Origin of the sequence: Paludisphaera soli (assembly GCF_011064595.1) — a bacterium.
GTDB classification, from domain to species: domain Bacteria; phylum Planctomycetota; class Planctomycetia; order Isosphaerales; family Isosphaeraceae; genus Paludisphaera; species Paludisphaera soli.
This window is the reverse complement of the sequence record NZ_JAALJI010000009.1, coordinates 170,533-185,298: the sequence shown is the minus strand read 5'-3', so window position 1 is coordinate 185,298 and position 14,766 is coordinate 170,533. Positions and strand designations below refer to the sequence as shown.

The 14,766-nt window shown below is 71.9% G+C and carries 10 protein-coding genes; 5 read left to right on the top strand and 5 right to left on the bottom strand.

The annotated features are described in order from the left end of the window. Window positions 1-156: 156 nt before the first annotated feature. The 4 genes from G6O68_RS14160 to G6O68_RS14145 form a co-directional block, all read right to left on the bottom strand. Window positions 157-3,537: a PVC-type heme-binding CxxCH protein gene (locus G6O68_RS14160; protein ID WP_165248823.1), complete on the bottom strand. Its 3,381-nt coding sequence runs from the start codon at window positions 3,535-3,537 to the stop codon at window positions 157-159. Between the two features lie 65 nt (window positions 3,538-3,602). Beyond that, window positions 3,603-4,529 carry an ABC transporter ATP-binding protein gene (locus G6O68_RS14155; protein WP_165248821.1) on the bottom strand — a complete coding sequence of 309 codons (927 nt, stop codon included), beginning with the start codon at window positions 4,527-4,529 and terminating at the stop codon, window positions 3,603-3,605. 73 nt (window positions 4,530-4,602) lie between these two features. After that, window positions 4,603-6,921: a hypothetical protein gene (locus G6O68_RS14150; protein ID WP_165248819.1), complete on the bottom strand. Its 2,319-nt coding sequence runs from the start codon at window positions 6,919-6,921 to the stop codon at window positions 4,603-4,605. A 65-nt stretch (window positions 6,922-6,986) separates the two neighbouring features. Further along, window positions 6,987-7,307: a MazG nucleotide pyrophosphohydrolase domain-containing protein gene (locus tag G6O68_RS14145; protein WP_165248817.1), complete on the bottom strand. Its 321-nt coding sequence runs from the start codon at window positions 7,305-7,307 to the stop codon at window positions 6,987-6,989. Between the two features lie 318 nt (window positions 7,308-7,625). Between G6O68_RS14145 and G6O68_RS14140 the strand changes: the two genes are divergently transcribed. The 5 genes from G6O68_RS14140 (at window position 7,626) to G6O68_RS14120 (ending at window position 14,469) form a co-directional block, all read left to right on the top strand. Beyond that, window positions 7,626-10,556, top strand: coding sequence for an FG-GAP-like repeat-containing protein (locus tag G6O68_RS14140; protein WP_165248815.1), 2,931 nt, complete (start codon window positions 7,626-7,628; stop codon window positions 10,554-10,556). Window positions 10,557-10,910: 354 nt separating this feature from the next. Then, window positions 10,911-11,126 (top strand): hypothetical protein, encoded by a 216-nt coding sequence (locus tag G6O68_RS14135; RefSeq protein WP_165248813.1) that lies wholly within the window; start codon window positions 10,911-10,913, stop codon window positions 11,124-11,126. A 167-nt stretch (window positions 11,127-11,293) separates the two neighbouring features. Continuing rightward, entirely contained in the window at window positions 11,294-12,394 is a 1,101-nt protein-coding gene (locus G6O68_RS14130; protein ID WP_165248811.1) for a DUF1559 domain-containing protein, read from the top strand. A 202-nt stretch (window positions 12,395-12,596) separates the two neighbouring features. After that, entirely contained in the window at window positions 12,597-13,406 is an 810-nt protein-coding gene (locus G6O68_RS14125; protein ID WP_165248809.1) for a hypothetical protein, read from the top strand. Window positions 13,407-13,569: 163 nt separating this feature from the next. Then, on the top strand, window positions 13,570-14,469 hold the full coding sequence (locus tag G6O68_RS14120; protein ID WP_165248807.1) for a tetratricopeptide repeat protein: 900 nt from the start codon (window positions 13,570-13,572) through the stop codon (window positions 14,467-14,469). Here G6O68_RS14120 and G6O68_RS14115 read toward each other — a convergent pair. After that, window positions 14,403-14,672, bottom strand: a complete 270-nt coding sequence (locus G6O68_RS14115) for a hypothetical protein (RefSeq protein ID WP_165248805.1) — start codon at window positions 14,670-14,672, stop codon at window positions 14,403-14,405. The two genes, G6O68_RS14120 and G6O68_RS14115, sit on opposite strands and share 67 nt — an antisense overlap. Window positions 14,673-14,766 lie beyond the last annotated feature (94 nt).

Below are 14,766 nucleotides of genomic sequence, written 5' to 3'. Positions count from 1 at the left end.
CGAACGCCCGAATCGGCCCCGCAATCTCGCCGTCCTCCATGACGCCGCGTCGACGCCCCCGCCATTGGGTGGCGGCGTCCCGCGTCTAGGGAATGATGACGATCGCTTCAGGACGCGTGCCACGCGAGGTGGCGAAGGGAGGCCGGCCCGCCCCGATCAGGGGGCGGCGAGGGGCACGGTGGTCGCCAGGAACTCGACGAGGTCGCGGATCTCGCGCTTGTCGAGGCTCTTGATCAGATCCTCGGGCATGGCGGAGCCGCCGCGGGCCTTCTCCTCGATCTCGTCCTTGGGGACGACGACGAGGGCGCCCTCGGCGGTGAGGAGGCGGACCTCGCGGTCGTCCTCGGACTTGACGACGCCGGCGACGACCTGGCCGTTCGCCAGGGCGAGGACCTGGCTCTCGAAGCCCTCGGCGATCTGCTTGTTGGGGAGGACGATCGACTCCAGGATGTACTCGCGGCCTTTCCGCACGCCGACGCCCGCCAGCTCGGGGCCGACCTCGCCGCCGTCGCCGGAGACCTTGTGGCAGCGAAGGCACTGGACCTCGGCCTTCTCGCGGAAGATCCGGCGCCCCCGCGCGGCGTCGCCGCCCACGAGCGCGTCGCGGTAGGCGGCCAGCGGGTCGTCGGCCGGGCGGGCCGCGTCGAGACGAGCCAGGGCGGCCTTCACCTCGGCCGACTCGCGCTTGGCGGCGGCCTCGGCCAGGTCGAGCCGGACCTCGGCGGGGACCTCGCCGGCCTGCAGCTTGGCCAGCCAGCCGCCGAGAACGTCGTCGGCCTTCGCGCCCGGGGCCGTGCCGAGCAGGGCGAAGGCGGCCTGCTTCTCCGGGGTCGAGCCGCTTTCGAGGACCGAGGCGGCCTCGGCGACCGCCCGGTCGGGCTCCAGCCGGCCGAGGATCCGCAGCCCCTCGGCGCGGAGGGCCGGGGCGTCAGCCTTCCTCGCGTCGGCGACGACCTCGGTGAGCTTCTCGTCCTTCAGGGCGTCGAGCGCGCGGAGGGCCTCGACGCGCGAGTCGGCCGGGCGCGAGGCGTCGGCCACGAGCCCCCGCAGCGACGGCCCGGCGTCGGCGACCTTCAACATCCCGGCGGCCGACGCGGCGGCGTTGCGGACCCGGTCGGAGGCGTCGGCCACGAGCGCCGGCAGGACCGACGCCAGGGCCGCGACCGCCGGGTCGGCCGGGCGTTCGAACTCGCCGCGATAGAGGCCGGTGATCGGATGCAGGGGCACCGGTTTCCCCCAGGCCGCCAGGATCTCCAGCGCCTCGACCCGGATCGACTCGGGCACGTCCTTCCGCGCGGCGACGGCCGCCAGCACGGCGGGGTCTCCGGCCTGGCCGAAGGCCTCGCAGGCGGTCAGCACGCGACGCCAGAGCGGCTCCGACAGGCCCGACCGGCCGGCGAGGGCGACGAGCCTGGGGAGCCCCGCGGCGAGGGCGGGGACCTCGGCGATGGCCCGGGCGGCCTCCAGGACGATGGCGGGGTCGGCGTCGTCCAGGAACCGGGCGAGGGCCGGGTTCGCCCGCTCGCGCATCGTCAGCAGGGCGATCATGCGAACGTCGGCGGAGGGATCCGAGGCCAGGGCGTCCATCGCCGCTCGCACCGACGGGTCGCCGCTCTCAGCGCGGGCCAGGGCCCGCTTCGCGGCGTGCCGGAGGTAGGGGTCGCGGCCGTCGCCGGCGCGGATGCGGGCCGCGATCGGTGCGACGACGTCGCCGATGGCGGGGAGGATCAGAGCCTTCCCGCTCATCGCGAGCATCGCGTGAAGCCGGACGCGGGGGGATTCGTCCTTCAGGAGCGGCAAAAGCTCGACCAGCGGAATTCTACCCGCTTCGGCGAGGGCCCTCGCGGCCTGGGCGCGGACCTCCGCGTCGGGATCCTTGACGAGGGCGAGGAGCGCCGGCTGGACCTCGCGGCGAGGGTCGTCGACCGAAGCCCGGAGCACCTGGCCGAGCCCCCAGATCGCGTGCAGCCGGCCGTAGCCCTCGGCCCTCAGTGCGGCTTCCTGGAGCGTCGCGAGCGCCTCGGCCCCCGTCGCGGTCTTCACGCGATCGACCAGCGCGAACTGGGCTTCCTGCCGGACGCGGCGGTCGGCGTGGGCGAGCAGGCGGCCGAGTTCCTCGTTCGGGCGGCCGTCGAAGCCCTCGGCGAGGAGCCGCTTGACCTCGGCCACGCGGGGATCCTCGGCGGCGGCCGGGTCGGAGACGCGCCAGATGCGGCCCTTGCCGGTCTTGCCCCACCCCTTGACCCAGTCGCTGACGTAGAGGGCGCCGTCGGGGGCGAAGTCGCAGTCGGTGGCCTGCAAGCCCCAGAGAAACTGTTTCGGCTCGACCAGCTCGAACGAGGCGCCCTTCGGCCGGGTCGCGAACGAGCGGACGCCGCTGGTGGCCGCCGCGCCCCGGAAGTCGCTGAGGTAGAACCGGCCCTTCTCGCCGTCGTTCAGGCCGACGCCGGGATAAACCGCCAGGCCGGAGGGGCCGTCGGAGAAGTTGGCCAGCGGCGGGAGCTGGTAGGCGGGCTTGCCCTCAAGCTCCGGGGTCCACATCTTCTCGGCGTTCCAGATTCCCCGGCTGTTGGGCCTCTCGAGGAACTGGTAGCCGATGCGCCAGCCGGAGTCGCCCCCCTCGATCAGGTGGATGAACCGGGCCTTGTCGCCGCCGTCGGAGTTGTTGTCGACGGTGAAGAGGTCGCCGGTGTCATTGAAGGCCAGCTCCTGCGGGTTCCGCAGGCCGGTGGCGAAGATCTCCAGGTTCGACCCGTCGAGGTCGCATCGCAGGACCGAGCCGCTGTCGAGGGCGATCAGTTCGCGGCCGTCGGGCGTCTTGACGTTGAAGCCGCGATCGCCGATCGAGAAATAGAGCCGGCCGTCGGGCCCGAGGATCAGCCCGTGGAGGTCGTGGCCGAGGAAGCCGACGTGCACGCCGAAGCCGGTGTAGAGGGACTTCCGCTCGTCGGCGCGGCCGTCGCCGTCGGCATCCTTGAGCAGCCAGAGGTCGGGGATGCTGGTGAAGTAGACGTCCCCCTTGCGGGTCAGGACGCCGGCGGCGATGCCGGTCTCGGGGCCGATGAAGCCCTCGGCGAAGACCTGGGCGTGGTCGGCCTTGCCGTCGCCGTCGCGGTCCTCGATCAGGCTGATCCGCTCGCTCTCGACGCCGAACCGGGCGAACTCCTCGGGCTTGAAGAACTTCTTGTACATGGCGACGCGATCGGCCACCGTCCGCGCGGCCAGGTCGTCCACCAGCCAGTTCATGTGGCCGCGGGTGTCGGTCACGCCGTCGGTGTGGCGGAAGGTCTCGACGACGAAGAACCGCCCCTTCTCGTCGACGTGGAACGCCACCGGGTTCGCCAGCATCGGCTCGGCGGCGAACAGGTCGACCTGGAATCCCGGCGCGACCCGCAGGGACTTCTGGGCCTCGGCCGGCGAGGGGACCCTGGCGGCCCTCTCGGCCCGGTTCGACCCGTCCTCGGCGATCGCCGGGGGGACGGCGGCCGACGCGGCCAGGAGCGCGAATGCGGCGAAGGAGAGGCGGCTACGGCCCATGGAGCGTTCTCGCGAAGGGTGCGGGGGGACGGAAAGGGCCGTCGGGCGGCTCAGCTCGGCTCAGCTCAGCTCGTGATGCCCTTGGTCAGGTGGAGGAACGCGGTCTCGAGGTTGATCTCGTCTTCCTTGAAGAGGGTCAGCTCGAAGCCGTTCTCCAGGATCCGGCTGGCGAGGAAGCCGTACTGGTGGACCCCCGGGCGGAGCTTGACGATCAGCACGCCGGCCTTCTCGTCGACGGTCTCGACCTCGGGCTGGGACTCCAGGAAGTCGGCGGCCTCTGTGAGCCGGTCGGCGACGTTGATGTTCAGGACGATATCGGTCCGGACCCGCTTCATGACCTCCGTCACCTCGCCGTTCACCAGCAGGCAGCCCTGCTCGATGATGCCGATCTTGTTGCAGATGTCGGCCAGCTCCGGCAAGATGTGGCTGGAGACCAGGATGGTCTTGCCCATCCCCCGAAGCTCCTTCAACAGGGCCCGCATCTCGATCCGGGCCCGGGGGTCGAGGCCCGAGGCGGGCTCGTCGAGCAGGAGCACCTGGGGGTCGTGCAGGAGCGTCCGGGCCAGGCCCAGGCGCTGGGTCATCCCGCGCGAGAGGCTGGTGACGAGGGCGTCGCGCTTGTAGGTCAGGTCGACCAGCTCCAGGACCTCCTCGCAGATCTTCCGGCGGGCGGCGCCCTTGATCCGGTAGGCGGCGGCGAAGAACTCCAGGTACTCGATGACCTTCATGTCGTCGTACACGCCGAAGAAGTCGGGCATGTAGCCGATGACGCGGCGGATCTCCTTGGACGCGGTGTAGATCGAGTAGCCGCAGACGGTGGCCTCGCCCCAGCTCGGGTTGAGCAGGGTGGCGAGGATCCGCATCGTCGTGGTCTTGCCGGCGCCGTTGGGGCCGATGAACCCGTATACGTCCCCCTGGTTGAGCGTCAGGTTGAGGCGGTTCAGGGCGTACATCTCGCCGTACATCTTCGTCAGGTCGTGGGTCTCGATCATCGCGGTCCGCCTCGTCTCGTCTCGTCGGTCGGTCTGGGAGATGTTCGCGTGGGGTCGGCTGTCGGGACGGGTCTCAGGGCCGGGCGGCGCCGGGCGACTTGAGCGGCAGGACGACCCGCAGCAGGGTCGTCTGGTCGATCTTGGGCTCGTTGGGGGCGTTGCCGACGGCCATCTGCGCCCCGGGCCGCTTCGTCCGGGCCACGAGCATCGGCCGCTGGAGCGCGAGCTGGCCGGTCAGGTCGAGGTCGTGCAGGGTCGAGTTCCCCAGCGGCTGGTCCTGGCCGGCGGTGCGGCGGGACTCGCTCTCGTGGAACATCACGGCCAGCAGCAGGTCGGCCCGGTTCAGGATCGCGTCGGGGCCCTTGAGCTCCCCCTTCATGTAGCGCGACTCGCGGGATTTCAGCTCGCCCGAGAGGGTGCGGTCGCTCTGCAGCTCCACGCGGATCGTCTGGCCTGGGGCCAGGTCGCCGAGCTGGTAGACCTGCCGTCCGAAGGCCAGCACGGCGTCGGCCAGGGTGTACGTTTGGAGGTTCGTGATGGTCCCCTGCACGCGGTCGAAGCCGGCCAGGCCCAGGTCGGACTCGACCACCGGCGCGGCCGGCCCGAACCAGCGCGAGGAGAAGGTCTTGGTGCTCCAGATCGGCACTCGGACGTGCTCCAGCCGCTCCAGGCCGCCGGCCGGGCCGTACGCGTAGCCGCCGCCTGAGAACGAGAATCGGCCGGTCGAGCCTCCCATGCCGCCGAACTGGGCCTCGGGCACGCCGAACCAGCTGGTCACCACCTCGACGCCCGGGGCGGGCCGCGCGGGCTCGCCGGACGAGGCGGGGGCCAGCGCCGGCGCGTCGGCCTGGCCGTCGACCGGGACGGGGAGGAACGCCAGGTCGTAGTCGCGGTTCTGGGGGCTGAACAGGGTGGCCCACGACCGGCCCCGGGTCAGGCCGGAGACCTGATCGACGTCGACCAGGTCCACCTTGTTGACCAGCAGGTCGCTCCCCTTGAGCCGGTAGGCGGCGAAATAGGCGAGCAGGCTGACCGCCGTCACGATCAGGGGGAACGTGATCCAGGTCAGCTCCATCCGCTTGAGGACCTTCTTCAGGAAGAAGTAGTCCCCCGGGCCGATCGCCAGGATGTAGAGGAAGATCAGGAACGCCACCAGCCCGAACGGCACGAGCTTCACCCGGGGGAACTGCTCCAGCGACACCCGGAGCTGGCTCGCCAGGTCGGTGACGCCCGTGGCGTAGAACCGAGCCGGGCCCCCCATCATGGCCTCGCCGGCGTCTTCCTGGAACCGGTCGCGCTTCAGGTCGAGGGCCTGGACCCAGAAGAGGCCGCGGTCGGCCCAGTCGGCGAAGATCTTCTCCTCCACGTCGACCCCGATCAGGGTCACCCGGCCGAAGCCCAGCGGGCCCCGCACGACCAGCGGCAGGCTGGCGATCGACGCCAGGACCTTGCCGCCACGCTCCTCGACCCCTTCCAGCTTCGTCGCCATGTGGGCGGGGCTGCCGGGGGGGGTGATCGGCCTGGTGGAGTTGGCGAAGGTGTCGAGGGCCTCCAGCGACTGCACCCGCTCGCGGCCGGCGAGCACCGCCGGCAGCGCGGCGCCCAGCGCCGAATCGCGGACGGCCTGCCAGTTGGCCCCCACGGCCACCACCAGGTGCCCGCCCCGCTTGGCCCACTCGACCAGGGCCTCCCCCTTGGGGCCGGCGAGCATCTCCAGCGTCGCGCGGTCGGCGGTGTCCAGCACCACGGCCCGCGCGCCGTCGTAGCCCAGCCAGCGGCCGGGGAGGCGCTCGGCGTCGGCCTCCACGTCCATCGCGCTGAGGAACAGCTCGGACTCGCGGCCGTTCGTGCGTCGGAACCCGGCGACCTCCCGGATCTGGTCGATCCCCTGGGGACGGCCCGCGGTGAGGATCCAGGAGTCGTCGGGCGAGATCGCCGTCAGCTCGGCGCGGGCGATCTGGTCGCGGGTCCGCTCGCCCAGCCAGCGGCCCTTCTCGTCGTAGAACCGGACCGAGAACCCGCCGTCGCGGCCCCCGGCGCGGGTGTAGGCCACATAGGTCCGGGTCTCGCCGGCCGGCACGTCGACCGCCTGACGGGCCGAGGTGGGGACGCCGTCGTCGTCGCCGACCACCACGTCGAGGAAGCCCCGGAAGGGCACGCCTCCCCCCTTGACCTGCACCCGGACCGGCGTCCACGCGCCGATCTTGTAGGCGTCGTTCCCGCCGAAGCCGATGCGAATGTTCTCGACCTCCACCGGCAGCGCCGCACACGCCGGGGCCGGCGCGAGCAGGCCGCCCGCGACGACGAGCGCCGTCAGCGCGATCCAGGGGGCGAACCGGGGACGGGGGCGGGGACGCTTCGTCGGGCGGGTGTTCATCATGGATGCGGCCACGGAGGATGCGCGTCGGGGGGAATGGCTAGGGTACGAAGACGGCGGGCCGATGGTTCGGATCCGGTTCAGGGCTTCTCGGCCGGGTCGCAGACGCAGGGCGATCGGCCGCAGCCGGGGCAGCCCACGCCGTACTTGCGGCGCACGGCGTCGTCGAGGTCGACGCCCTTGATGTTCGCCAGCGTCGCCAGCCAGGCGAGGACGTCGGCCATCTCCAGCGCCAGCTCCTCGTGCGATCCGGAGCGCAGCGCCGTCGCCAGCTCGCCGAACTCCTCGGCCAGCCAGAGGAAGGTCGCCTCCGGCCCGCGCGCGGCGTCCTTGTCCCCGTACATCTCCAGGATCGTCCGCTGCAGCCCGCGGAGCGTCAGCCCGTCGTCGTTCTCGCCCATCCCGAGATCTTACCCGATCGCGCGAGCCGCACGCGAGGGGGATTCGGGCCTGGCGAGGGGGACCGGACGCGGGAACGGGGGGACCTCCTCCCCGACCTCCCGGCGGGGCGCCATCCCGGACCTCCCGCCGCGGGAGGCGGGATAAGTCCCATCAAAATCCACTCGAATCGCGTCCATCAGGATCCATCGGGGCGGCTGATCTCGACGACCCGCCGGGGGCGAGTTCCGCCCCCGGGCCCGCGACCGCTTGTGGAGGCGACGAGCCCGTGATTACATTGACGGGACGGGACGTCCATTTCCCCCAGATCCCGAGCCATCATGAAGAATCCATCCAGGACCGGGCCCTCCCGTTGGGGCCGGGTGCGGGTCATGCTCGCGATCGCGGCGGTCGCCGGGATCGGCTATCTGGCCTTCGTCGAGGCCCGGTACCGGCGCGAGCGGGCCGAGCTGGCGCGCGAGGTCGAGCGAGGCCGCTTCGCGCGGGCCGAGCCGGGCCTGCGGGCCCTGCTGCAGCGACGGCCCGGCGACGGCGAGGTGCTGTTCAACCTCGGCCTCTGCGAAGAGGCGACCGGACGCCTGGGCGACGCGCTCGGCCACTGGGCGGCGGTGCCGGCCGGCTCCGGCTCGGCGGGCCGGGCGGCGGTCATGCGGGCGCGCGCCGCGCTCCTCGGCCACCGCCTGTCCGAGGCCGAGCCCCTGATGCGAGCGGCCTTCGAAGACGAGGGGCCTCATGCCGTCGAAGCCTTCAACACGGTCGTCCACCTCCTCAAGATCGAGGGCCGGTTCGAAGAAGCCCGCCGGGTGCTGCGCGCCACGGCCGAGCGTTATCCCGACCCCATCGGCGTGCTCAAGGAGCTGGCGCAGGTCGACTCGGTCAACCCCTACCCGCTCGACCGTACCCGCGAGGCCCTCGACCGCGCCGAGCGGGCGGCCCCGGGCGACGATCGGATCATGCTCGGCCGGGCGAACCTGGCCGTGAGGACCGGCCGGTTCGACGAGGCCGCCCGCTGGCTCGACCGCTGCGAGCGGGCGCGTCCCGGCGACGCCGCCGTCGCCAGGTCGCGGCTCAACCTCGCCGTCGCCGCCCAGGATCCCGCCGCCGCCCGGCGGGCGCTCCAGGGCATGCCCCCGAGCGACGTCCCCCCGGGCGAGGTGCTCCGCCTCCGCGCCTGGTTCGCCGCCCGGGCGGGGGACGACAAGACCGAGGCCGCCGCGCTGGCCGACCTGGTCGCGTTCGACCCCGGCGACCTCCGCGCGGTCGAGCGGCTCGCCGAGTTGCGGCTCCGCGAGGGCGACCCCGACGAGGCCGCCAGGCTCCGCGCCCGCAAGGCCGAACTCGACCGCGCCCGCGCCCAGTACGACATCATCCTGTTCACGTTCGAGATGACGGGGTCGCGGCCCGCGCAGATGGCGCGATTCGCCGAGACCCTGGCCCGGCCGCTTGAGGCTCGGCTCCTCTGGAAACTGGCCCTCGCGCGGCGACCCGGGGACCCCGAGGCGGCCGAGGGCCTGAAGAGGGCCGAGGCGGCCAGGCCGCCGGCTGCCCCCCCGGGTTCCGACCTCGCCGCCCTCCTCGGCGACCTCGACGACGCCCGCCTCGCGACTGCGGATCCCCCCGCGGAGGCCGGCCCGACCATCCCCCGCTTCGTGGACGACGCCGAGGCCGCCGGGCTCAAGTTCGCGTTCGACAGCGGGATGTCCCCGATCCGCCACCTCCCCGAGACGATGAGCGGGGGCGTCGGGCTGCTCGACTTCGACGGCGACGGTCGGCTCGACGTCTACTGCGTCCAGGGCGGGCCGTTCCCCCCGCCGGCCGACTCCCAATCCTGCGCCGATCGGCTCTTCCGCAACAAGGGGGGCGGCGCCTTCGAGGACGTCACCACGCAGGCCGGCATCGCCGCGATGCCCGGCGGCTACGGCCACGGGGTCGCCGTCGGCGACTACGACGGCGACGGCCGCCCCGACCTCTTCATCACGCGGTGGCGATCCTACGCCCTCTACCGCAACCGGGGGGACGGGACCTTCGAGGACCTCACCGCGCGTGCGGGGCTCGGCGGCGACCGCGACTGGCCGACCTCGGCGGCGTTCGCGGACCTCGACGGCGACGGCGACCTCGACCTCTACGTCTGCCACTACCTCGCCTGGGACTCCGACGCCCCCGAGCCCTGCTACGACGAGAAGCGGTCGGCCTACGTCTATTGCGGGCCGACGCGGTTCCTGCGGCGGCCGGACCACGCCTTCCGGAACGACCGCGGCGTCTTCACCGACGTCACCGAGGAGGCCGGATTCATCGACCCGCACGGGCAGGGCCTCGGCGTCGTCATCTGCGACCTCGACGGGGACGGGAAGGTGGACGTGTTCGTCGCCAACGACCAGTCGGCGAATTTCCTGTATCGGAATCTCGGCGGGTTCAAGTTCGAGGAGATCGGCGAGTTCTCGGGCGTTTCCACGAGCGCCGACGGGTCCTATCAGGCGAGCATGGGCGTCGCGCTCGGGGATCCCGACGGCGACGGCCGGCCCGACCTGATGGTGACGAATTTCTACAACGAGGGGACGACGCTGTATGCGAACCTCGGCGGGATGGCCTTCGCCGACCACAGCACGTCGTCCGGCCTGATCGTGCCCAGCCGCTACATGCTCGGGTTCGGCCTCGCCCTGGTCGACGTCAACGCCGACGGCCGCCTCGACGTGGTCTCGACGAACGGGCACGTCGACGACTTCAGCCCCGACGAGCCGTACCGGATGCCCACGCAGCTCCTGCTGGGCGCCGCCAACGGGCGGTACGTCGACGCGACCCGGCAGGCCGGCCCCGCCCTGGCCGTCGAACGCCTCGGCCGCGGCCTCGCCGCGGGGGACCTCGACAACGACGGCCGGGTCGACCTGGTCCTCGTCCCCCAGAACGGCCCGCTCGCCTTCCTTCGCAACGCCACCGAGGGGGGCGGACGCTGGCTGATCCTCGGCCTGGAGGGGACCGCCTCGAACCGCGACGCTGTGGGCGCGAAGGTCACGGTCAGGGCGTCCGGCCGTCCCCAGACCGCCTGGCGGATCGGCGGCGGGAGCTACCAGTCGGCGAACTCCCCCGCGCTCCACTTCGGCGTCGGCGATGCGGCCGATGTCGAGGAGGTCGAGGTGGCCTGGCCCTCGGGGAAGGTCCAGTCCTTCGGCCGCCTGAAGACCGACGCCGCCTACCTGCTCCGTGAAGGCGACGCGGCGGCGCGGCCTCTCCAAGGCTACGGCCCCCGGGGATGACCCCCCCTGCCCCTCCGCGGGACCGTCGCCGCGGTGCCCGCCAGATCGGTCCCCACTTCAAGGGTCGGCGGACCCCAGGACGTCGGTCGCATCGAGACGCCTGCATCCGCCGTGACGACCGATTCGTCCGGCGCGACGATTTCTTTTCGAAATCCGACCAGGTTCTTGCAAAAACTCGGGCCGGATTCTAGAGTGACGACCTCAGCTCATCTCAATCGTGCTCATATCTCGATTTGGCCCGAATTCGTTAGGTCTCGCCCGTCCGACCGGGAGACCGCGGCGATCGGGCATGGCCACGCCCCCCGACCGAGCCGGGTCGTCGCGTGCGGCCCTGCGCCAGGAGGACCCTCGATCATGGTCCGCGGCAAGCACAACGTCAGGAGCCTCGCCGTCCTCGCCGCCTTCGCGACGGCGTGCCTCGTCGTCCCCGGCTGCGGGGGCCCCGAGACCGCCACGGGCACCCAGGCGACGGACGTCTCGCCCGAGGTCCGTCAGCAGATCTCGGAGACCGTCTCCAAGGGCTACTCCAAGGATTACAACGCGAAGTACGCCCGCAAGAAGGTCAGGTGATCGTCGACCGCGCACGTCCGGTCGCGAGCAAATCCAGGGGCCGCGCCCGCCCGGCCTCGCCCCGGCCCGCCCACCGCGTGCCGGGAGGCAGCCGCTCCCGTCCGAGGCCCCCCCCCTCGCGTCGCCTCCCCTCGCGTCGTTCTCTCCTCATTTCCCCGAGGTGCTCGATGAAGATCCGTCTTCGATCGGTCCTTGCTCGCGGATTCACGCTGATCGAACTCCTGGTGGTCATCGCGATCATCGCCGTCCTCATCGCCCTGCTGCTCCCGGCCGTCCAGTCGGCCCGCGAGGCGGCCCGCCGCGCCCAGTGCACCAACAACCTGAAGCAGATCGGGCTGGCGATGCACAACTATCACAGCACCCACGGGGCGTTCCCGCTGGGCGACTCGCTCCAGCCCCAGGGCTTCCCGACCGGCGTGGGCGACCACGCGGTCTGGAACTCCTTCAGCGCCCAGGCCCTGATGCTGGGCTACATGGAGCAGGGTCCCCTCTACAACGCGATCAACTTCAGCTGGGCCCCGGCCGATTCCCTGAATAACACGGTCTACCTCACCAGGATCAATTCGTACCTCTGCCCCTCGGACGCGAACGCCGGCCGAGTCAACATCAACAGCTACGCCGCATCCTACGGCACCACGACGTCCGGCATGTTCCAGTGGACCGACCAGGCCGGCCATCTCAACTTCCAGAGGGCCGGCCACTCGAGCGGTCTCTTTACCGTGGGCCTGGCCTACGGCGTGGCCGACGCGACCGACGGCACGTCGAACACGATCGCGTACTCCGAGATCCTGGTCGGACGCCAGGGCCGCTTCTACGACAACGTCACCCCGCCCCAGCGGTATCGCGGCAACATGCTGATGGCCTCGACCGCGACCGGCGGCGACGGCCTGGTCTACGCCAGCCAGAACGTCCCGGCGGTCCTCGCCAACATCGCGGCCTGCAAGGCCGAGTTCCTCACCCCGGCCGCCGACGGCAAGATCTCCGACTTCCGCGGCTGGCGCTGGGCGCACGGCAACCCGGCCTTCTCCATGTTCAACACCGTCCTGGTCCCGAACGACACGTTCGGCGGCTGTCGGAACGGCGGCAACCCCGACTACTGGCCGGACAGCAGCTTCGTGGTCGGCGCCTCGGGAGCCCACCCCGGCGGCGTCAACACGCTCATGGGCGACGGCAGCGCCCGGTTCGTCAAATCCTCGGTCAGCCAGCAGACCTGGTGGGCGCTCGGCACCCGGGACGGCGCCGAGGTCCTCTCCTCGGACTCGTACTGATCGGGCCCGGCCGTACGATCCCGGTCGATCGTCGGCGGCGCCCGCATGCCTGGCCCGCCCCCGTCCGGGGGGCGGGCCGGCGTCTTCGGAAGCCCGGCCGCGACGCAAGGGCCCTCGGTCCGCGGGCGATGCGCCACTCCCGAGCCTCCTGAACGAACGGCCTCCACGACACAAAACCCCACGAGCCGAGGAATCGCGAACGATGCTCTCGACCGAAAACCCCGAGCCGACCGGCGAGATCGCGACCGACGTCGCCCCCCCGGGCCCCCGACCGATCCCCGCGGTCCGTCTGTGGGCCCTGACCCTCGGCACCAGCCTCGCGGCGGGCCTGCTCGCCTGGGGGATCGGGGAGAAGAACCTGACTTACTTCGTCCCCCCCACCGTCAAGGTGACCGCGATGGGCGCGACCTTCGACATGGTCACCCGCGAGAACCAGGCTGCCGTCGATCGCAAGAACGCCATGCTCGCGTTCGGCGTGCTGGGGGGCCTACTCGGCCTGGCGCTCGGCCTCGCGGGCGGGTTGTCGCGCGGATCGGTCGCCTCCGGCGCGACCGCCGGGCTGGTCGGCTCCGCGGTCGGAGTCGCCGCGGGCGCGGCCGGCTCGTGGGCCCTGCTGGGGATCTACTTCCATCAAGAACTCAACTCGTTCGAGGAGTTCTCCCGAGACCTGCTGCTGCCGACGCTGATCCGTGGCGGCATCTCGGCGATCATCGGCTCGGCGGCCGGACTGGCCCTCGGCCTCGGCGCCGGCGCCGACCGACGGCAGATCCTCTCGGGGGTCCTCGGCGGACTGATCGGCGGATTGATCGGGGCGACCTTGTACGAAATCGCCGGCGCGTGGCTCTTCCCCACGGCCGACTCGAATCGCCCGATCCCCGGCGCGTGGCCCCCGCGACTCCTCGCCATGCTCCTGCCCGCCGCCCTGATCGGGGCGTGCGCCGCCTTCACCCTGCTCGCCCCCGGCCGTCGCGGACGCGAACGGCCGACCGCGGCTGAGCCGACCGCCGCCTGATCGAGGCGCGGACGACGGCACAGGGGGACCTCTCGGCCATCCGGAAAAGCGTCGACTCCGGCCCGCGGATCTCGGAACATGACGCGATGGGAGACGCTCCGTACGGCCCCCGGGCCCTCGGCGCGGATTCTTTGCATGTCCCAGGGAACTCAGGTGCCCATCCATGAGTCGCGCCCGCGACCCGTTCACCGCCGCCGTCACGGCCTGGTGGTCGCCGCTGATGAAGCAGCACGGCTTCCGGAACTACTCGATCCCGAGATCCAACGTCCGGGGGCTGACGAGGCGGAGGCACCGCACCTTCTCCCGGATCGCGAACGGCCGAGTGTTCCAGTACTTCGGCCTTGGGGCCAGGTCCTCGTCCCCGGGCTCCGGGGCCCGGTTCCACGCCCGCTACGCGAGCCTGCTGATCGGGCGGCTCCAGGAGGAGGTGTACAGCACCGCCGGCGGGACGATCGAGCCCGAAGGCGGGCGCACGTTCGCGGACTGGCCCGCCGACACTCACGGTCGGGCCGACGATTCGATGGTCCGGGTCCGGGACCGGGCGGCCCAGGAGGCGATCCCCTGGCTCGACGCGACCGCGACCGTCGAGGGGTTGGCCAGGGCGCTGGCCGCCATGCCGGCCGGGGAGAACCCCAATACGACCTTCGAGCTGGGCCGGTGCCACGCGACGCTGGGACGGGTCGACGAGGCCGCGGCTTCGCTCCGCGAGGCGATCGCCCTGTTCCAGACGCCGAGCACCTCCGATGCTTCGGTGCCTCGGCCGACCGGGAGCGGCGACGGGCGGAGGAGTTGCTTTCGGCGATCGAGAGAGGGACTTCCGAGGAACTCCTCGCCCGATGGGGCCCAGCGACGATCGAGAACCTCGGCCTGGGCGACCTGCCGGGCGTGGGGGCCGATCCGGCCTGAATCCCCCGCGCCGGCGGTCCTCGTCGCGCCCGGGGAGGGTTCGGGCGCGTCATGCGAGGTGCAGGCGGAACCCCGTGTCGGGTTGATCGGTCAGTCGTCGGCGCCCGCGGAGGAGAAGGCGTGGACGGCGGCGGGGGTTTCGAAGCGGGGGAGGTAGGTGGCGGCCTCGTCGGACTCGGCGGCGGCGAGCAGGGTCAGCTCGGTCTCGAACCGGAAGGCCCGGCGGCGGTCGACGCATTCGACGAGAAAGATCGTCGGCTGGCGTTTCTCGACGATCTTGTGGATCACCACCCCCTGCGAGGCGCGTCCGGTGGTGGTCTGAAAGGCCACGAGATCGCCCAAGGCGAAAGGCCGCTTCATGGTTTCACCCTCCTTGGTAAAACGGCATCGGCGAGGATCCATCGCGGACATCGTAACGAATCGCCCGGATCCGTCTGCGCGGATTCGTAAAAAT

Coding starts and splice junctions, on each gene's coding strand:
- G6O68_RS14130 (WP_165248811.1), top strand. CDS start 11,294: ATGAAGATCCGTCTTCGATCGGTCCTTGCTCGCGGATTCACGCTGATC.
- G6O68_RS14140 (WP_165248815.1), top strand. CDS start 7,626: ATGAAGAATCCATCCAGGACCGGGCCCTCCCGTTGGGGCCGGGTGCGG.
- G6O68_RS14120 (WP_165248807.1), top strand. CDS start 13,570: ATGAGTCGCGCCCGCGACCCGTTCACCGCCGCCGTCACGGCCTGGTGG.
- G6O68_RS14115 (WP_165248805.1), bottom strand. CDS start 14,672: ATGAAGCGGCCTTTCGCCTTGGGCGATCTCGTGGCCTTTCAGACCACC.
- G6O68_RS14155 (WP_165248821.1), bottom strand. CDS start 4,529: ATGATCGAGACCCACGACCTGACGAAGATGTACGGCGAGATGTACGCC.
- G6O68_RS14135 (WP_165248813.1), top strand. CDS start 10,911: ATGGTCCGCGGCAAGCACAACGTCAGGAGCCTCGCCGTCCTCGCCGCC.
- G6O68_RS14160 (WP_165248823.1), bottom strand. CDS start 3,537: ATGGGCCGTAGCCGCCTCTCCTTCGCCGCATTCGCGCTCCTGGCCGCG.
- G6O68_RS14145 (WP_165248817.1), bottom strand. CDS start 7,307: ATGGGCGAGAACGACGACGGGCTGACGCTCCGCGGGCTGCAGCGGACG.
- G6O68_RS14125 (WP_165248809.1), top strand. CDS start 12,597: ATGCTCTCGACCGAAAACCCCGAGCCGACCGGCGAGATCGCGACCGAC.